Source organism: Rhodobacter lacus (genome assembly GCF_042683065.1).
Lineage (GTDB): Bacteria > Pseudomonadota > Alphaproteobacteria > Rhodobacterales > Rhodobacteraceae > Rhodobacter > Rhodobacter lacus.
The window spans coordinates 465645-483702 of record NZ_JBHUIX010000013.1; the positions used below are offsets into that span (position 1 = coordinate 465645).

The 18058-nt window shown below is 67.4% G+C and carries 15 protein-coding genes; 9 read left to right on the forward strand and 6 right to left on the reverse strand.

The features are described from left to right. The 8 genes from rseP to lpxB all read left to right on the forward strand — a co-directional run bounded on the left by rseP (position 1) and on the right by lpxB (position 8212). Positions 1-1344 (forward strand): RIP metalloprotease RseP, encoded by a 1344-nt coding sequence (gene rseP / locus ACFSM0_RS14395; protein ID WP_377391749.1) that lies wholly within the window; start codon positions 1-3, stop codon positions 1342-1344. Between the two features lie 120 nt (positions 1345-1464). Beyond that, positions 1465-1638, forward strand: coding sequence for a hypothetical protein (locus ACFSM0_RS14400; protein ID WP_377391752.1), 174 nt, complete (start codon positions 1465-1467; stop codon positions 1636-1638). A 155-nt stretch (positions 1639-1793) separates the two neighbouring features. Beyond that, positions 1794-4181 (forward strand): outer membrane protein assembly factor BamA, encoded by a 2388-nt coding sequence (gene bamA, locus ACFSM0_RS14405; RefSeq protein WP_377391755.1) that lies wholly within the window; start codon positions 1794-1796, stop codon positions 4179-4181. Between the two features lie 7 nt (positions 4182-4188). After that, a complete protein-coding gene (locus ACFSM0_RS14410) occupies positions 4189-4905 on the forward strand; it encodes an OmpH/Skp family outer membrane protein (protein WP_377391758.1) in 717 nt (238 codons plus the stop codon). Positions 4906-4999: 94 nt separating this feature from the next. Beyond that, positions 5000-5461 carry a 3-hydroxyacyl-ACP dehydratase FabZ gene (gene fabZ, locus ACFSM0_RS14415; protein WP_377391761.1) on the forward strand — a complete coding sequence of 154 codons (462 nt, stop codon included), beginning with the start codon at positions 5000-5002 and terminating at the stop codon, positions 5459-5461. Positions 5462-5463: 2 nt separating this feature from the next. Next, positions 5464-6258, forward strand: coding sequence for an acyl-ACP--UDP-N-acetylglucosamine O-acyltransferase (gene lpxA, locus ACFSM0_RS14420; protein ID WP_377391764.1), 795 nt, complete (start codon positions 5464-5466; stop codon positions 6256-6258). Continuing rightward, positions 6255-7067: an LpxI family protein gene (locus ACFSM0_RS14425; protein WP_377391767.1), complete on the forward strand. Its 813-nt coding sequence runs from the start codon at positions 6255-6257 to the stop codon at positions 7065-7067. The genes lpxA and ACFSM0_RS14425 overlap by 4 nt, the downstream gene beginning before the upstream one ends. Continuing rightward, a complete protein-coding gene (lpxB, locus tag ACFSM0_RS14430) occupies positions 7064-8212 on the forward strand; it encodes a lipid-A-disaccharide synthase (RefSeq protein WP_377391770.1) in 1149 nt (382 codons plus the stop codon). The genes ACFSM0_RS14425 and lpxB overlap by 4 nt, the downstream gene beginning before the upstream one ends. Here the strand turns inward: lpxB and pxpA are convergent. From pxpA to ACFSM0_RS14460, 6 genes are read right to left on the reverse strand one after another with little or no spacing between them, the layout of a single operon-like run. Further along, positions 8209-8946: a 5-oxoprolinase subunit PxpA gene (gene pxpA, locus ACFSM0_RS14435; protein WP_377391773.1), complete on the reverse strand. Its 738-nt coding sequence runs from the start codon at positions 8944-8946 to the stop codon at positions 8209-8211. The genes lpxB and pxpA overlap by 4 nt on opposite strands. Beyond that, positions 8931-9956: a 5-oxoprolinase subunit C family protein gene (locus ACFSM0_RS14440; protein ID WP_377391776.1), complete on the reverse strand. Its 1026-nt coding sequence runs from the start codon at positions 9954-9956 to the stop codon at positions 8931-8933. The genes pxpA and ACFSM0_RS14440 overlap by 16 nt, the downstream gene beginning before the upstream one ends. Then, complete coding sequence (locus tag ACFSM0_RS14445; RefSeq protein ID WP_377391779.1) at positions 9953-10672, reverse strand: 5-oxoprolinase subunit B family protein; 720 nt, start codon at positions 10670-10672, stop codon at positions 9953-9955. The genes ACFSM0_RS14440 and ACFSM0_RS14445 overlap by 4 nt, the downstream gene beginning before the upstream one ends. Further along, positions 10672-11553, reverse strand: a complete 882-nt coding sequence (locus tag ACFSM0_RS14450) for a transglutaminase family protein (RefSeq protein WP_377391782.1) — start codon at positions 11551-11553, stop codon at positions 10672-10674. The genes ACFSM0_RS14445 and ACFSM0_RS14450 overlap by 1 nt, the downstream gene beginning before the upstream one ends. Before the next feature lie 4 nt (positions 11554-11557). Continuing rightward, positions 11558-13969, reverse strand: coding sequence for a circularly permuted type 2 ATP-grasp protein (locus ACFSM0_RS14455; protein WP_377391786.1), 2412 nt, complete (start codon positions 13967-13969; stop codon positions 11558-11560). 18 nt (positions 13970-13987) lie between these two features. Then, complete coding sequence (locus ACFSM0_RS14460) at positions 13988-17428, reverse strand: transglutaminase family protein (protein ID WP_377391789.1); 3441 nt, start codon at positions 17426-17428, stop codon at positions 13988-13990. Between the two features lie 212 nt (positions 17429-17640). Here ACFSM0_RS14460 and ACFSM0_RS14465 point away from each other — a divergent pair, with 212 nt between their 5' ends. Next, positions 17641-18003 (forward strand): hypothetical protein, encoded by a 363-nt coding sequence (locus ACFSM0_RS14465; RefSeq protein WP_377391792.1) that lies wholly within the window; start codon positions 17641-17643, stop codon positions 18001-18003. Positions 18004-18058: the final 55 nt, after the last annotated feature.

Sequence of the window (18058 nt, forward strand, 5' to 3'; positions counted from 1 at the left end):
TTGGAATTTCTGCCCGATTTCGGCAACCTGCTTTACACCGTCGTCGCCTTTGTTCTGGCGCTTTCGATCATCGTCACGGTGCACGAATATGGCCATTACATCATTGGTCGTCTGTCGGGCATCAAGGCGGAGGCCTTCTCCATCGGCTTTGGCCCGACGCTGGTGAGCCGGCGCGATCGGCATGGCACGGTCTGGAAGATCTCGGCCTTTCCGCTTGGCGGCTATGTGAAGTTTCTGGGCGATGCCAATGCCGCCTCGGCGGGCGCCGACAGCGGCGCGATGGCGGGCATGAGCGCGCAGGAACGCCGCCACACCATGCATGGCGCGCCGCTCTGGGCGCGGGCGGCCACCGTTGCCGCGGGGCCGATGTTCAACTTCATCCTGTCGATTGCGGTCTTCGGTCTGGCGATCCTGTGGCAGGGCACCCCGGTGACGCCGCCGCAGGTGGCATCGCTCGTGGCGCTGCCGCAGGGCTCGGGCGATCTGCGCCCGGGGGATGAGGTGCTGGCGATCGAGGGCGTGTCGCTCGACGATTACTCTGGCCTGCGCGATGTCGAGACGCCCGGCCAGCCCTTCCTTGATTACCGCATCCGCCGCGATGGCACCGACATGGACGTGCAGGGGCCGCAGATCGCGCCGCCGCGCGCCGAACAGGTGGTGCCGCAATCGGCGGGCTATCAGGCGGGGATCAAGGCGGGCGACGTGATCACCACGATCAACGGCACGCCGATCTGGCGATTCGAGGATATCGTGACCGCGGTCACGGCGGGCAAGGGCACGCCGCTTGCGCTTGGCATCTGGCGCCCCGATGCCGCCGATGCGACGGCGGGCACGGAGATTTCTCTCACCCTGACGCCGCGGATCATCGACATTCCGAAAGCCGATGGCAGCTTTGAGAGCGATTACAAGATCGGGCTTCTGGCGGGCATGGGCTTTACTCCCGCCACCGAAAGCCCCGGTCTTGGCACCGCGCTTCTGGGCGGCGCCAGGCAGACCTGGGCGACGATCACCGCCTCGGTCTCGGCGGTCGAGCATATGGTGCTCGGCAAGATCTCGAGCTGCAACCTGCGCGGCGCCATTGGCATTGCCGAAGGCTCTGCGGCGGCTGCAAAATCCGGTTTTGCCGATTTCATCTGGTTCATTGCGCTGCTGTCCACCGCGGTGGGCTTTCTCAACCTGATGCCGATTCCGGTGCTGGATGGCGGGCATCTGATGTTCCACCTCTGGGAGGGGATCACCGGCAAGGCGCCCTCCGACCGGGTGATGTCGATGATGGTCTCGGTCGGGCTTGCGCTGGTGCTTGGTCTGATGGTGTTCGGGCTCTGGAACGATCTCTCCTGCTGAGTGCGGGCGCGTGCTTTTGGCGCCGCATGTTCGGCGCTGCGCGCGCTATGTGGCCGTATCGGCCATAATCCCGCCGCAATGCATCGCTACCCCGGCCTGGACGCACAGGGGAGCGATGCCATGCCGACAGGTCTGATCGAAAGCTACCGGGAATTGTCGCTGATCTGGCGCCTTGCGCAGGACCGGCTGCTGGCGCCGTTGGTGATTGTGCTCGCGCTTGGCGCCGCCGTGGTGATCGGCCCGCAGATCGAGCGGCTGCTCGGCGCCACGACCGTTCCGGCCTATCAGCTCTGAAGGCCCCCCCCGGCGCTTCTTGTGCCGGATTTTTCCGCCCTCCACGCAGCCCATGCGCGATGCGCCGCCGCGACCGTTCAGCCGCTTTGACAAGGTCAGTCTTTCTCGCTAGTCACAGTCGGGACAGAGCGTAAGGCCACTGGCGGGAGAGGGCGATGACGAAGCGGCGCAACGGCAAGGAACTCACCGGCACGACGCGGCGTTTGAGCCGTCAGGCTGGGGTGCTTGTCGCCACAACCCTGTTGGCCTTTGCTGCGCCCATGGCCTTTGTGGCCGCGCCGGTGTTTGCGCAAAGCTACCAGTTCCAGAAAGTCGTGATCGAGGGCAACGAGCGGATCGAGCCGGAAACGATTCTCGGATTCGCGGCGATCGGCAAGGGGCAGGCCCTGAGCGGCGGGGCCCTCAACGACGCCTATCAGCGGCTGCAGGATTCGGGGCTTTTCGAGAGCGTCGAACTGGTGCCGCAGGGATCGACGCTGGTGATCCGGGTGCAGGAATATCCGACCGTCAACGTGGTCGACTTTGAGGGCAACAAGATGCTCAAGGACGACAAGCTCCTTGAGATCGTGAAAACCCAGCCGCGGCGCGTGTTCTCGCCCGCGCTCCTTGAGACCGATGCCGCGATGATCGCCGAGGGCTATGCTCAGGCCGGGCGCGTGAACGTGCGTGTTGACCCGAAAGTGATCAAGCGCGACGGCAACCGCGTCGATGTGGTGTTCGAGGTCAAGGAGGGCATGGTCTCCGAGGTCAACCGCATCACTTTCACCGGCAACCGGTCCTATTCCGACCGCCGCCTGCGCGACGTGCTCGGCACCAAGCAGGCGGGGATTTTGCACCGGCTCGTGCAGCGTGACAACTTCGTGCCGGACCGGATCAACCTCGACCGGCAGATGCTCGTCGATTTCTACCGCTCGCGCGGCTATCCCGATGTGGAAGTGGCGGGCGTCTCCTCCGAGATGGGGCGTGACCGGGCGGGCTTTTACCTGACCTTCAACATCCGCGAGGGGCAGCAGTATCACTTTGGCACCACCTCTGTTGTCTCCGAGGTGAGCGAGCTCAATGCCGCCGATTTCGAGGGGCAGATCAAGATCCGCCAAGGCGCGATCTATTCGCCCGCGGCGATTGATTATGCCGTGACGCGGATGGAAGAGCTGGCGCTGCGCGACGGCGCCAATTTCGTGCGCGTTGACCCGCGCATCACCCGTGACCCGCGCACGCAAACGCTGAATGTCGAATTTGCGCTGGTGCGCGGCCCGCGTGTGTTTGTCGAGCGCATCGATATCGAGGGCAACACCACGACGCTCGATTCGGTGATCCGGCGCGAGTTCAACTCGGTGGAAGGCGACCCCTTCAACCCGCGCGAGATCAAGAACTCGGCGGAACGGATCCGCGCGCTTGGCTTCTTCTCCAAGGCCGATGTCGAATCCCGTCAGGGCTCCGCCCCTGATCAGGTGGTGGTCGACGTCAACGTCGAGGAACAGCCGACCGGCTCGCTGTCGTTCGGGGCAAGCTATGGCGCCTCGGCGGGCTTCGGGCTCTCCGCATCGCTTGAGGAAACGAACTTTCTGGGCCGCGGCCAGTATCTCGGCATCTCGATCGGCACGACCGAAGACAACCAGAGCAACTCGATCGACTTCGTCGAGCCGCGTCTGCTGGGCCGCGACCTCAAGGGGCGGTTCCACATCTGGTATAACACCACCGATGCCGATTACGCCGATTACAACACGAAGAAGATCGGGATTTCCCCCTCGATCGAATTCCCGCTCGCGCGCAATTCGCGCCTTGAGCTGCGCTACTCCTGGCAGCGCAACGAGATGAGCGACACCTATGGGTATAATCAATGGGTGGCCGACGGTTCCGACAGTTCCACGGACTGGTCCTCGCCGCTGATCGAGAAAGACGAGGGCGGGCGCACCAGCACCGGCCCGGGCTACACCTACACCTGGGATACGCGCCGCTCCGGGATCGACCCGCGCTATGGCTTCACCTTCCGCTTCAGTCAGGATCTGTTCGGCTTTGGCGGTGACATCGAGGCGCTGCGCACCACCGCGCTGTTCCGTGCCGAACGCAAGGTGTTCCACGAAGACATCACGCTGCGTGCGGAGCTTGAAGGCGGTGCGATCGCGGCGCGCGGCAACACCAATCTGACCGTGCTCGACCGGTTCTCGGGCAACGGCAAGGTGCGCGGCTTCGAATCGAACGGCTTTGGCCCGCGCGACACCGGCGCCCCCAACGAGGATGCGCTTGGCGGCAAATATTACGCGGCGCTGCGGCTTGAGACCGAATTCCCGATCGGCGTGCCGGAGGAATACGGCCTTCATGGCGGTGTGTTCTGGGATACCGGCTCGGTCTGGGGGCTGGATGATACCGCAGGCGCCACCGGCCCTGTTGATGACGGCATGAAGTTGCGCTCTGCGGTCGGGTTCTCGGTGTTCTGGGATTCCGTCCTTGGGCCGCTGCGGATGAACTTCTCGCATGCGCTCAAGAAGGAAGACTACGACAACGTGCAGAACTTCGACCTGACGATTTCAACGAAGTTCTGAGCCGGCCATGCCGCTGCATGATCGCATCATCCCATCCGGGCCGGGGCGCAGCTCCGGCCTGATCTGTCTGGCGCTGGCGCTGTGCGCGCTGCCGAGTGCGCCTGCGCCGGTTTGGGCGCAGCAGGGCCCGGCGGAACCGGCGCCCCTTGCCGCGCCCCCGCAAGATGTTGCCTTGCCGGTCTTGACGCTCGATTTCGAGCGGCTTTTCGAGACAACGCGTTGGGGCAAACGCATCATCTCCGATCTGGCGCGGGACCGCGCCGCGCTGCGCGCCGAGAACAACCGGATTTCTGATGCGCTCGTCGCCGAGGAAAAGGCGCTCACCGACCGGCGCGCCACGCTCGCTCCCGGGGCGTTTCGCGCCGAGGCAGATGCGTTTGACGAGCGCGCCACGGGTATCCGTGCGGCGCAAAAGGCCAAGGATCAGGCCCTGACGCAAGGGCTTGCCCAGCACCGCCAGGCCTTTTACGCCGCTGTCGCACCGCTGATGGATGAGCTTCTGGCGCGCCGTGGCGCGGTGGTTTTGCTGGACCGTCGCGCGATCATTCGCGGGCTTGAGGCGGCCGATATCACCGACGATCTGGCCGCGCTCGTCGATGCGCGCCTGGGCACCGGGCCGGAGGACGACTCCGGGGCCGCGCCCGAGGCCGGGGCGGAGGCGGCGCCCGCCGAGACCCCGCCAGACCCGGACCTGCCCCCGCGGCCCGCGGCGTCCTCCGAGTAAGGGGTGCTGCAGCGCGGCGACTCCGCGCCTTGAAATGCCGCCGCGGCAAGGCTAGCAAGGCCAAAAGGCTGACCCGATCTCAGGAAGGACGAAGATGAGCGACCCCGCCCCGCATACCCATGCCGATCTGAGCCTGATCAAGCGCATCATCCCGCATCGCTATCCGTTCCTGATGATCGACAAGGTGCGCGATATCGTGCCCTTCGAAAGCGCGGTCGGGATCAAATGCGTCACCAACAACGAGCCGCAATTCACCGGACACTTCCCCGAAGAGCCGGTGATGCCCGGTGTGATGATCGTCGAAGCGATGGCGCAGACGGCGGCGGTTGTGGTCGGCATCTCGATGAATGTGATCGACAAGCCGCTTGGCACCTATTTCATGGCGATCGACGGCTGCCGGTTCCGCCGCAAGGTGGTGCCGGGCGATGTGCTGGAGATGAAGGTGATCGTCAAGCGCGGCGGTGGCAAGGTGTGGAAATTCGAGGGCCAGTCCTTTGTGGAGGGCCAGCTTGCGGCCGAGGCGGAATTTACCGCGATGATGGACCTGAAAGGCTGAGCATGGCAAGCGACGCGCCCGCAACCATCCACCCTTCGGCCGTGATCGAGGAGGGCGCCCGGATCGGTCCGGGCTGCACGATCGGCCCGTTTTGCCACATCGGCCCCGAGGTGACGCTGGGCGCCGGGGTGGAGCTGAAATCCCATGTGGTGATCACGGGCGACACGACGGTGGGCGAGGGCACGGTGGTGTTTCCCTTCGCCTCGCTTGGCCAGATCCCGCAGGATCTGAAATACCGTGGCGAAAAGACCCGGCTCGAGATCGGGGCGCGGAACCGCATCCGCGAATATGTGACGATGAACTGCGGCACGGCGGGGGGCGGCGGGCTCACCAAGGTGGGCGATGACGGGCTGTTCATGGCGAACTGCCATGTCGCCCATGACGTGACCGTCGGCAACCGGGTGATTTTGGTCAATTCCGTCGCTGTGGCGGGGCATTGCGTGATCGAGGATGACGTGATCGTCGGCGGGCTCTCGGGCGTGCACCAATGGGTGCGGATCGGGCGCGGCGCGATCATCGGCGCGCTCTCGATGGTGACGGCGGATGTGCTGCCGCATGGGCTGGTGGCGGGGCCGCGCGCCGAACTTGAGGGGCTCAACCTCGTGGGCCTGCGCCGCGCGGGGGTCGAGCGCTCCGAGATCACGGCGCTCCGCGCGCTTTATGCAGAGCTTGGCGCGGGCAACTTCCGTGAGCAGGCGCGCGCGCTGGCCGAGCAGGGCACAGAGAGCGCGATGGTGCGCGAAGTGCTCGATTTCATCCTCGGTCCCTCGGACCGCAGCTTCCTGACGCCGCAATGAGATCAACTGCGCTGATCGCGGGCGCCGGCGCCTTGCCGCGGCTTCTGATCGAGGCTGCGCCCGAGATGCTGGTGTGCCAGCTTGAGGGGGGCGCGGCGCTTTCGGCGTCTGAGGTGCTGCGCTTTCGCATCGAGCGGCTGGTGCCGTTTTTCGATGCGCTGGCCGAACGGGGCATCACGCGGGTCTGCATGGCGGGGGCGATGCAGCGCCCGCGCCTTGAGCCGGAGCTTTTTGACGCGCGCACCGCGGCGCTGGTGCCGCGGCTCGTTGGCGCGATGCAGGCGGGCGATGATGCCACGCTGCGCGCCGTGATCGGGCTGTTTGAGGAGTTCGACTTCGAGGTGATCGGGGCGGATGCGATTTGCCCCGACCTTGTTCCGGGCGCGGGCGTGCTGTGCGGCATGCCGGGCCCGGAGGATGAACGCGATGCCCTGCGGGCCGCCGAGATCGTTGCCGCGCTTGGCGCGGTCGATGTCGGGCAGGGCGCGGTGGTGGCGCGCGGGCTCTGCCTTGCGGTCGAGGCGCTGCCGGGCACCGATGCGATGCTCGATTTCGTGGCCGAACACCGCGCGCTTGTGGGGGCGCTTTTGGCCGCGCCCAAGGCGGGCGTGTTTTTCAAGGCGCCCAAGCCCGGGCAAGATCGCCGCATCGACCTGCCCGCGCTTGGCCCCCGCACCGTTGCGAAGGCCGCCGCCGCCGGGCTCGCCGGGATCGTTTTCGAGGCGGGCGGGGTGCTGCTTCTCGACCGTGATCAGACCGTGCAGGCCGCCGAGGCCGCCGGGATCTTTTTGTGGGGACACAACCGATGAAGCTCTTCCTCATTGCCGGTGAAGCCTCGGGCGACAAGCTGGGTGCGGCGCTGATGGCGGCGATGAGGGAGCTGGGTCCGCAGGTTGAGTTTGTTGGTGTCGGGGGCCCCGAAATGGCGGGGCAGGGGCTGGAGAGCCTGTTCCCGATGGAGGAGCTATCGGTGATGGGGCTTGCCGAGGTGCTGCCCAAATACCGCGCCCTCAAACGCCGGATCGCCGAAACGGCGGCCGCGGTCAGTGCTGCGCGCCCCGATGCGCTGATCACCATCGACAGCCCCGATTTTTGCCTGCGGGTCGCCCGCCTCGTGAAGGCGGCCGATCCGGGCCAGAAAACCGTGCATTACGTCGCCCCCTCGGTCTGGGCGTGGCGGCCCGGACGCGCGGCAAAGATGGCCGAGGTGATCGACCATGTGCTTGCGCTTTTGCCCTTTGAGCCGCCCTATATGACCGCGGCGGGGATGAGCTGCGATTTTGTCGGCCATCCGGTCGTGGCAGAGCCGCACGCCTCTGAGGCTGAGGCCGCCGCCTTTCGCGAGACCTTCATGATCGGCCCCGATCAGCCGCTTGCGCTGTGCCTGCCGGGCTCGCGCGTGGGCGAGGTGAAACGGCTGGGCCCGCGCTTTGACGAGGCGCTGATGCGGCTGCGCGACCGCGAACCGGGGTTGCGTGTCGTGGTGCCCACGGTGCAGGGCGTGGCAAAGCTCGTGCGCGACATGACCGCGCGCTGGCCGGTGGCGCCGATTGTGGTGGTGGAGCCCGAGGACAAGCGCGCGGCCTTTGCCGCGGCGGACCTGGCGCTGGCCGCCTCGGGCACGGTGAGCCTTGAGCTTGCTGCAAGCCGCACGCCGATGGTGATTGGCTATGATGCGAGCTTTGTGAGCTGGCATATCATGTCGCGGATGCTGCGCATCGACACTGTGACGCTGGTGAACCTCGTCTCCGAAACCCGCGCCGTGCCAGAGTTTTTGGGCCCGGCCTGCCGGCCCGGTGCAATGGCGCGCGCGCTCCTTGAGCTGCTGGAAAGCCCGGAAAGACGCAAAGCCCAGTTGACCGCGATGGAGGTGACGATGGCGCGCCTTGGCGCGGGCGGAGAGGCTCCGGGGCGGCGCGCGGCGCGCTCGGTGCTTGCCTTCCTCGAGCGTTAGAGCGGCGCGAGCACCACCCCTTCGGCCGCAAGGCTTGCGCGCAGCGCGCGCGCCATGGCGAGGGCCTCCGGGCTGTCGCCGTGCAGGCAGATCGTGTCGATCCGGGCGGGGATGCGTGTGCCATCCGCTGCAAGGATCGCGCCCGCGCGCAGCATCGCGAGCACCCGTGGCGCGGCGGTTTGGGCATCATGAAGGACGGCGCCGGGGCGCTTGCGGTCCATCAGCGTGGCATCCGGGTTATAGGCGCGGTCGGCAAAGATCTCGCCCGCCCAATCCGCGCCCATCGCCTCGGCCGCAGCCTGTTGCGCGGTGGCCGCGAGCACGACAAAGCGCAGATCGGGGGCGATGTGTTGCGCCGCCTCAAAGCAGGTCCGCGCCAGCGCGCCATCCTCCGAGGCCATGTTGGCGAGCGCGCCATGGAGCTTGAAATGGCGCAGTCTCAGCCCGTTCGCCGCCGCCACGGCCTGCGCCGCGCCGGTTTGATAGGCGATGAGATCGGTGAGTTCGGTCACGCCGAGCGCGATCCGGTTGCGGCCAAAATGGGCGCGGTCTTCAAAGCCCGGATGCACGCCAAGGCCCACGCCCTGCGCCGCCGCCTGCCGCATCACCCGCGCCATTTCGAGCGCGCCGCCCGCGTGGAGCCCGGCACAGATATTGGCCGAGGTGATAACGCTGCACAGCGCCGCATCGGCCCCGGCGCCTTCGCCCATATCCGCGTTCAGATCAACCCGCATCCGTCCTCCTCATCCCCGCGCACCACGCCCGAGATCAATTGGTAGCCGAGAAGGTCGGGGATGTCATGCGGGCGGCGCAGGAGCGGGGTGGCGACGCGCACGAGCGGGCCAAGCCACTCCGCCTCGGGGGGCGAGGCGGCCTCGGCCTCCTCCAGCGAGATCAGCGCAAGGCGCAGCGGTGTGCCGGGGCGGGCCTGCGCGGCGATCGGCAAATCGGTGGGGATCACCGTGCCGAGGCGCGGATAGCCGCCGATGCTCTGACACTCTGCGAGCAGGATCACGGGCGTGCCCGCGCCGGTGATCTGGATGTCGCCCGCGGTGATGAAATCCGACAAAAGGCCCGCGGTCTGGCTCTCGAAAGGCGCGCCCGCATGCTGCAGCGTGACGCCCTGACGGCTGGCCGGGCCCGCGAGAAAGCGCGTGGCAAAGGCGTGGGCGCGGGTTTCGGGCTCAAACAACCCGGTCTGTGGACCGGGGATCACGCGCAGCGTGCCGCCGGAGAAACGCGGCGCGGCGGGAAGCCGTCGGGCGGGGGTTTGGGGCGCCGGGTCCTTGGCAAAGGGCAGGCGCTGGCCCGGAGTGAGCACCGTGCCAAGCCCCGCTGCGGCCAATGTGGCGCGCGCGCCGAGCGCTTCGGGCGTGGTGATCCCGCCCGCGAGCGCGAGATAGCCGTAAACGCCCGCCTCGGCGGGGCCGATCTCGATCTCCGCGCCTGCGGGGATCAGATGCGACGCGTTCCAGACAAGGTCATGCCCCGCAAGCCGCGCGCGCATCGGCGCGCCCGTGAGCGCGATCCGGCTTGGCTCGGTCAGGCGAAACCGGCCCCCGGTGAGCGGCATCTCCAGCACAGCACCGGGACAGCGCTGGCCCAGAAGTGCTGCCGCCTCCCACAGCGCGCGCCGGTCCGCGGCCCCGCCCGGGGCGAGGCCAAGCGCGGTCCAGCCGGTCCGGCCAAGATCCTGCACCGTGATTTGTGACGCCGTGGCAAGAACTTCGAGAAAACCTGTCATTTCGGAAAACTCCGGACAGTTCCTCCCATCGGATCGCCCGTGGCGATGCGTGCGGCGATCTCGGCATCACTTGCCGGGGTGAAGCGCAGCCGGTCGCCGGGGCGCAGCGCGAAAGGCTCCGGTGCTGCGGGGGCAAAGGGGCGCAGCGCGCAGCGCCCGAGCGCGCGCCAGCCGGTGGGTGAGGGGGCGGCGAAAAGCACGATCTGGCGCAGCGCGGTGGTGATTGAGCCCGGCTCGACGCGCGGGGTGAGCCGGTCCATCCGCGGCATCTGCCAATGTTCGGGCAACATGCCAAGATAGGGCTGGCCTGGCGCAAAGCCGAGCGCCAGCACCCGCAGCTCGGTCGCGCACAGCTCTGCCACCAGCGCCGTCTCGCTGCGCCCCGCACGGGCTGCGACCTCGCGCAGCTGGGGCCCCGCCTCCCCCCCGAAACAGGCGGGCACAAGAAAGTGCCGGGGCGCGGGCGGGGCCGGGGCGGGGGCAGCAAGACGAGCCTCCAGCGCCGTTCTCAGCGCCGCGCGCGATGTGGCGCGCCGATCAAAGCGCAAGAGCACCGCGCCAAGGCCGGGCGCAACCTCGATCTGGCCCGGAAGGGGGGCCGCGTCGAGCCCGGAGGCCAGCGCCTGCGCGGCGCGGTTGGCCGCATCCGAAAACCGGGTGCTGTAGCGGATCAGCAGCGCATCAAGGCCGAGCGGCAGGATTTCCGGCGCCGGCATCAGTCGTCGAGCGGCAGCACATCCACCGCCTGACTGGTCTCGGCCCCGCCTGCCGAGCGCAGCGCGCCGCGCACCGGGGCAACATCGTCATAATCGCGCCCGACCGCCACGGCGATATAATCGAGCCCTGCGCCCTGATCATTGGTCGGGTCGAACTCGACCCAGCCCATTTCGCGGCCGACCCAGGCCCGCACCCAGGCGTGCATCGCATCCGCCCCCTCTAACCGCGGCGCGCCCGGCGGCGGGAAGGTGCGCAAAAAGCCGGACACATAGCCCGCGGGAATGCCAAGGCCCCGCAGCGCCGCGATCATCACATGGGTGAAATCCTGGCACACGCCGCGGCGCTGCACAAAGGCCTCGCGCGGGGAGGTGTCAACGGTCGTCGCCTCGGCGTCGAAATGCATGTGGTGATGGAGCGCGTGGCCGAGCGCGGTGACGGCGCCATAAGCGGTGAGGCCGCGCGGGATCGCGGCACGGGCAAAGGCGGTGATCTCGGCGCAGGGCGCGACCCGCGGCGAGGCGCCCAGAAAGTGATGCGGCGAGGTGGGGGCGAGGGTCATCTCGCTTGTCACCTCGGCGCCCAGATCGGCAAGCGGTGGCGAGAGGTCAAGCGGTTCGGCAACCGCCAGCCGTTCAACGCGGGCGGAAAGCTCGAAGATCGCTTCCGCCACAGGCCCGTGCCAGACCACCGATGTCATGCCATTGCCGAAAAAGTCGACCGTGTCGCGGCGCTCGTCGGGGGTGGGGCTGACGGTGAGCTTGCGCGACCAGACCCGCTGGCGCCCCGCAATGTCGGCGGGCATCAGCCGCACGAGGTTGCGCAGATGGTCCGAGGGGGCGGCGTAGAGGTAATCAATGCTCAGGCGGATATCGTAACGCATGGGCTCACCGGAGATAGCTGCGCGAGACGAGGTCCGAGATATCGGCAATTTCGCCGCGCATCTCGAACAGGCGTTCGGTGGTGATTTCGTCCGGCGTGGCCACCGAGAGCAGGCTTTCCACCGGCACGATGGCGCGCGAGAGCGCCGCGAGGCGGCCCTTGTCGCGCGCATTGGGAAGCTCTGCGGCGAGCGCGCGGAGCTTGGAGATCTGGAAGAGGAGCGCGCGCGGGTTGTCGCCATCGAGCGCGAGCAGGTCCACCACCGTTTCGCGCGAGCGCTCCATCCGGTAGCGGCGCTGGTGGGTGATCACGCTGTCGGCCACCTCGATGGCGATATCGAGCGTGCCGGTGGGGGCCTTCGGGTCCGCAAACGTGGCCAGCAGCCCCGAGAGCGCATCGGCCCGTTCGAGCGCGCGGCCAAAGCTGAGGAAGGTCCAGCCCGAAAAGCGATACATGTTCTCGTGCACGAGGCCGGAAAAGCCGGTGATCTTGCGCAACAGCACCGACATGGCGCGGGCGGCATCGTCGCCCGGTTTTGCGGTCTGGCTCATCTGCCGCGCGGTTTTGGCAAGGTCGGAGAGCGCCGACCAGCCATCGGTCGAGAAGCGGTCACGCACCTTGGAGGCGCAAAGCCGTGCCGCGCCGATGCGCTCCATCAAGGCATCGGGCACCGGGCGGGCGAGGTCGATGCCATAGCCCGCAAGGAAGCTGCGCAGAAGCTTCAGCCGCGCATCGTCGATATTGTCGGTGGCGGCGAGGCGCAGGTGATAGGCGCGAATGAGGCGGATCGCATCTTCGGTGCGCTCGACATAGCGGCCAAGCCAGTAAAGGTTGTCGGCGGCGCGGGCGGGCAGGATACCGGGAGAGGCGCGGCGCACGCCGCGGATGGGCTTGGGAAACAGCGTTTCCTGCCGCACTGGGCGGTCCCCCACCACCCAGACATCGGCGACCGCGCCGCCGCGCTGCATCGCGAGCGCGGTCGTGTCGCCCGAGCGGCCGATCCGGGCATAGCCGCCCTTCATGAAGGTCCAGCGGCCATTGGCATCGCGCGCGGCAAACACCCGCACCGTCATCGGGCGTGGCTCGACGCCGTTGCGCCCCGCGCCCGATTCGACCCAGGCGGGGGTGGTGGAAAGCGTCACCGCCTCTTGCCCCACCAGCATGTTGCCCTCCGCCTCCAGCCATTCGGCAATCGAGGCGCGGGCGGAGCCACGGAAGGCGCCGCCAAGCGCGGTGGTGGCGCCCAGATCGAAGGGCAGGTCGCAGGCATAGGCCGAGCCGATCATCATCCGGTCGGCATTCTCGCGCACATAGGCGCGCTCGGCGGCCCCGCCACACCACCAGGTCGCAATGTTGGGAAGCTTGAGCGGCCCGCCCGAGAGCACCTCGGAGATCCGCGGCAAAAAGGCGAGCATGGCGCGCATTTCCAGCACGCCCGAGCCGAGCGCATTGACCATGGCAAGGTTGCCCGCGCGCACCGCCTCGACAAGCCCGGGCGTGCCGATGCGCGAGGTGGCATCAAGCTCCACCGGGTCGGCGAAGGCCGCGTCGATCCGGCGCCAGAGCACGCCCAGAGGCTGCGGCCCCTCGATCGTGCGCACCATGGCTTGCGCGTCCTGCACCAGCAGATCCTCGCCCTCAAGCAGCGGCAGGCCAAGGTAGCGCGCGATATAGGTGTGTTCGTAATAGGTGTCGTTCGAAGGGCCCGGCGTCAGGATCGCCGCCGCCCGCTCGCGCCCGCCCGCACCCTGCGCCACATGTTCCATTGCCGCGCGAAAGGCGCCGAAATAGCCCGCGAGCCGGTGGATATGCGCCCGCGGGAAGCGTTCGGGAAAGATCCGCCCGGTCGCCATGCGGTTTTCGAGCGCGAAGCCCGCGCCCGAGGGGGCATTGGTGCGATCCCCCAGCACGAACCAGCGGCCATCGGGCGAGCGGCCGATCTCGAAAGCGAGCACATGGAGGTAATGCCCGCCGCGCGGCGCCACCCCCACCATCGGGCGCAGCCATTGCTTGGAGCCCGCGATCAATTCGGCGGGCAGGTGGCCGCCGCTCACCAGCTTGCCGGGGCCGTAAAGATCGGCGAGCACCGCCTCGAGCAGGTCTGCGCGCTGCGTGAGCCCGGCGCAGATCTCGGTCCATTCCTTCTCGTGCAGGATCACCGGGATATGCGAGAGCGGCCAGGCACGCTCGGTCAGCGGCTCGTTTGAATATTGCCGGAAGAACACCCCGGCATCGCGCAGATATTGATCGGCGCGCTCGAACCGGGCGGTGATCTCCTCGGGCGAGAGTTTTGCAAAACGCTCGACAAAGCGGCGCCAGACCGGGCGCATCTGCCCCTCGGCGTCAAACAGCTCATCCGCCACCCCCTCGCGGAGGCGGTAGGCCGAGAAGAGGTCAGGGGTCTGGCTCGCGGTCATGGCTCACATCGTTTTGGCTCACTCAAGCCCGATGGGGCGGCGCAGGTCAAGGGTCAGCGGAAACTCCGGGTGGGGGGCCTCGGGCGCGGGGGTATAGGCGCCGGGCATGTGGCCATGCGGCTCGAACCGGGCAAGGCGGCGCGCCTCGGCCTCATAGGCATTGACCGGGAAGGTCTCGTAATTGCGCCCGCCCGGATGGGCGACGTGATAGGTGCAGCCCGCAAGCGCCCGCCCTGTCCATGTGTCGTAGATGTCAAACACAAGGGGCGTGTTGACGGGCAGGGTCGGGTGCAGGCTCGCGGGCGGTTGCCACGCCTTGAAGCGCACCGCCGCGACCGAGGTGCCCGCGGTTTGCGTGCGCGCGAGCGGCACCGGGCGGCGGTTGCACATCACGGTGTAGCGGTCCTGATGCAGGCTCGTGAGCTTCACCTGCAACCGCTCGACCGAGCTGTCTGTGTAGCGCACGGTGCCGCCGATGGCGCCGGTCTCGCCCAGCACATGCCAGGGCTCAAGCGCCTGACGCAGCTCCAGATGCACGCCCTCCGCCGCGATCTGGCCGCAGAAGGGGAAGCGGAATTCCGATTGCGCCTCGAACCAGACCGGGTCGAAGTCAAAGCCGTGCTGGCGCAGATCGGCCAGCAGCGAGAGCAGGTCTTCCCACAGGTAATGCGGCAGCATGAACCGGTCATGCAGCACCGTGCCCCAGCGCACCGGGCGGCCCCGCACCGGCGCGGCCCAGCACCGCGCAATGAGCGCACGCAAAAGCAGTTGCTGGGCCAGCGACATGCGCGGATGCGGCGGCATCTCGAAGCCGCGAAACTCGACCAGACCAAGCCGCCCCGTCGGCCCGTCGGGGGAGAACAGCTTGTCGATGCAGATCTCGGCGCGATGCGTGTTGCCGGTGACATCAATCAGCATGTTGCGCAGCAGCCGGTCGACGAGCCAGGGCGGCGGCAGCGGGCCGCCTGCCACCGGATCACCGATTTGCGCGAGCGCGATTTCCAGCTCGTAAAGCGTGTCGTGGCGCGCCTCGTCAATGCGTGGCGCCTGGCTCGTCGGGCCGATGAACAGGCCCGAGAACAGGTAGCTCAGGCAGGGATGGCGCTGCCAGATCAGGATCAGCGATTTGAGCAGATCGGGGCGGCGCAGGAAGGGGCTGTCGTTTGGCGTGGCGCCGCCCACAACGACATGGTTGCCTCCGCCGGTGCCGGTATGCCGCCCGTCGATCATGAACTTGTCGGCGCCGAGGCGGGAATTGCGCGCCTCTTCGTAAATTGCCTCGGTGGTGGCAACGCAATCCTCCCAGCTGTGCGCGGGATGGATGTTCACCTCGATCACGCCCGGATCGGGGGCGACGCGGATCACGTTGAGCCGCGGGTCATGCGGCGGCGCATAGCCCTCGATATGGATCGGCATGTCGAGATCTGCCGCGGTCGCCTCGGCAGTGGCGATCAGGTCGAGATAATCCTCAAGCGTGTCGCAGGGCGGCATGAAGAGGCAAAGCTTGCCGTCGCGCGGCTCCAGCGTGAGCGCGGTGCGCACCGCGCCCCCCGAGGGGTCGGTGCCCGCGCCCAGATGCGTGTCTTGCGGCTGCATCGCCTGGCGGGGCGCTTCCTGTGCGCCGGGGGTCGAAGCTTGCGCATGGCCGGGCGTGACGGGCGGCAGGAGTGCCGCGCGCTCCGTCTCTTCGCGGGCGAGCGCGTCGATCTCGGCCTGCACGGCGCGGCGGCGCGCCTCGATTTGGGCATGGAAATCGGGAAGCGGGGCCAGCGGCAGGCTCGGGTCGGCGGGGTAGGAATAGGGATAGGCGGCAGGCGGCACCCAAGGCAACGCGCCCAAGGGCAGGCGGAAGCCCACCGGGCTGTCGCCGGGGATGAGGAAGATATGCCCGCGCCGCGGCTTCCAGAGTTCGGAGCGCCAGCGCGCCGGGCGGTCTGCGGCCTGCCACATCGGCTGGATGGGCAGCACATAGCCCGAGGGCTGGGTCAGGCCGCGGCTGAAGACCTTGGCGTAACGCGCGCGATCTTCGGGGTTTTTCAGCTTCGAATTCTCGGGCGAAACATTCGGCGGCAGGTTCGCCTCTTTCAGGATCCATTCGCCCGGGTCTTCATAGGCGGGCTGGGCATAGGCCGGGTCAAGCCCGAGCCTTTCGGCAAAGGCGGCCATGAAGCGCCCGGCCTCGGGCGCGCCCATCGGCGTGCCCGCCTCGCGCGCAACGAGATCGGGGTTGCGCCAGACCGGTGCCGCGTCGCGGCGCCAGTAGAGCGAAAAGGTCCAGCGCGGCAGGCTCTCGCCCGGATACCATTTGCCCTGCCCGTAATGGAGAAAGCCCCCCGGCGCGAAGCGTTCGCGCAGCCGCCGGATCAGGTCATCGGCAAGGGCGCGCTTTTGCGGCCCCACGGCCTCGGTGTTCCATTCATCGGACTGGAAATCATCGACCGAAACAAAGGTGGGCTCGCCCCCCATCGTCAGGCGCACATCGCCCGCGGTGAGGTGTTCGTCGACCTTGCGGCCAAGTGCGTTGAGCCGCTCCCAAGCTTCATCGGAGAAGGGTTTGGTGATGCGCGGATGCTCTGCCACGCGCTTCACCTGCATGTCGAAATCGAAGCGCACCTCGGGTGTGCCCGCCGCGGTGAAGCCGCCCGAGATCGGCGCGGCATTGCGGTAATGCGGCGTTGCGGCCAGGGGAATGTGGCTCTCGCCCGCCAGGAGCCCCGAGGTCGGGTCAAGCCCGACCCAGCCCGCGCCGGGCAAGAACACCTCGACCCAGGCGTGCAGGTCGGTGAAATCCACCTCGGTGCCGGAGGGGCCGTCGAGCGCCTTCACATCGGGGGCGAGCTGGATCAGATAGCCCGAGACGAAGCGCGCGGCAAAGCCCAGATGGCGCAGCACCTGCACCAGAAGCCAGGACGAATCACGGCACGAGCCCGAGGCGCAGGAGAGCGTTTCCTCCGGCGTTTGCACGCCGGGCTCCATGCGGATGGTGTATTTTACGTCGTGCGAAATCCGGGCGTTGAGGGCGACCAGAAAATCGACGGTGCGGGTTTTCGTGACATCGAGCGTGCCGAGAAAATGCGCAAGCTGCGGCCCGGCGGGCTCGGGGGTGCGATAGATGCTCAGATCCTCGCGCAGGTCTTCGGGGTAGTCGAAGGGCCAAAGCTCCGCCGTTTCCTCAAGGAAGAAATCGAACGGGTTGTACACCGTCATGTCGGCAACCAGATCAACCTCGATCTTCAATTCCCGCACCGGCTCGGGAAAAACGAAGCGTGCCAGCCAGTTGCCGTAGGGGTCTTGCTGGTGGTTCACGAAATGCCCGCCCGGCGAGACCTTCAGCGAATGGGAAATCACGCGCGTGCGCGAATGCGGTGCCGGGCGCAGGCGGATGATCTGCGGCCCGAGGCTCACCGGGCGGTCATAGGTGTAATGCGTGAGGTGATGAATGGATGCGTGGATCGCCATGGGTCTCTTCCTGTGTTGCCCCGAGTTTAGGGGGCAGGGCGGATGACGCCATGTCAAAGCGACGCTTTTCGCGCGGCAGTTGCGAAATAAGGGGCATCTGCTCAAAAAGTGATCGCTGCAGTGCAGCATGACTCTGCGAGTTTGTGTGAAAACCGATGCTGCATCTGCAAAATCGTGATATGATGGTTCATCGCAAATGGGGAGGACCTGCGATGGCGAAGACAACGACGACCAAGACGGAGGGGAAGCCCTCGGTGCTGGACGCCTGGAGCATGTTTTTTGCGCCGCAAGCGCGGATGGCAGAGGCCATGCTGGGGCAGAACATCGAGATGCTCGATTTTCTGAAAGCACGGTTCGAACGGGACAAGCTGATGCTCGCCGATCTGGCGAAAGTCGATGATCCCGCCGAGGCGATGCGGATCTGGCAGGATTTCTGGGGGCGTCTGTTCACCGATTATTCGGTGGAAACGACGAAACTGGCGGCCCATGCCGGCGAGATTGCCGAAACCGCATTGCGCAGCGCCACCGAGGAGGGGGCGGCGATGATGTCGATGGCGGGCAAGGCAAAAGACTAGTGCGGTAAGCGGTGGTTGGCCCGGAGCGCGCGCCGGGCCTGTTGTGACGACGCCG

Excerpts from the sequence above, each read along its gene's own strand:
- ACFSM0_RS14460 (WP_377391789.1), bottom strand. The coding sequence starts at position 17,428 with ATGGCGATCCACGCATCCATTCATCACCTCACGCATTACACCTATGAC.
- ACFSM0_RS14450 (WP_377391782.1), bottom strand. The coding sequence starts at position 11,553 with ATGCGTTACGATATCCGCCTGAGCATTGATTACCTCTACGCCGCCCCC.
- ACFSM0_RS14410 (WP_377391758.1), top strand. The coding sequence starts at position 4,189 with ATGCCGCTGCATGATCGCATCATCCCATCCGGGCCGGGGCGCAGCTCC.
- ACFSM0_RS14445 (WP_377391779.1), bottom strand. The coding sequence starts at position 10,672 with ATGCCGGCGCCGGAAATCCTGCCGCTCGGCCTTGATGCGCTGCTGATC.
- bamA (WP_377391755.1), top strand. The coding sequence starts at position 1,794 with ATGACGAAGCGGCGCAACGGCAAGGAACTCACCGGCACGACGCGGCGT.
- ACFSM0_RS14455 (WP_377391786.1), bottom strand. The coding sequence starts at position 13,969 with ATGACCGCGAGCCAGACCCCTGACCTCTTCTCGGCCTACCGCCTCCGC.
- ACFSM0_RS14425 (WP_377391767.1), top strand. The coding sequence starts at position 6,255 with ATGAGATCAACTGCGCTGATCGCGGGCGCCGGCGCCTTGCCGCGGCTT.
- fabZ (WP_377391761.1), top strand. The coding sequence starts at position 5,000 with ATGAGCGACCCCGCCCCGCATACCCATGCCGATCTGAGCCTGATCAAG.
- lpxB (WP_377391770.1), top strand. The coding sequence starts at position 7,064 with ATGAAGCTCTTCCTCATTGCCGGTGAAGCCTCGGGCGACAAGCTGGGT.
- ACFSM0_RS14465 (WP_377391792.1), top strand. The coding sequence starts at position 17,641 with ATGGCGAAGACAACGACGACCAAGACGGAGGGGAAGCCCTCGGTGCTG.
- ACFSM0_RS14400 (WP_377391752.1), top strand. The coding sequence starts at position 1,465 with ATGCCGACAGGTCTGATCGAAAGCTACCGGGAATTGTCGCTGATCTGG.
- lpxA (WP_377391764.1), top strand. The coding sequence starts at position 5,464 with ATGGCAAGCGACGCGCCCGCAACCATCCACCCTTCGGCCGTGATCGAG.
- ACFSM0_RS14440 (WP_377391776.1), bottom strand. The coding sequence starts at position 9,956 with ATGACAGGTTTTCTCGAAGTTCTTGCCACGGCGTCACAAATCACGGTG.
- pxpA (WP_377391773.1), bottom strand. The coding sequence starts at position 8,946 with ATGCGGGTTGATCTGAACGCGGATATGGGCGAAGGCGCCGGGGCCGAT.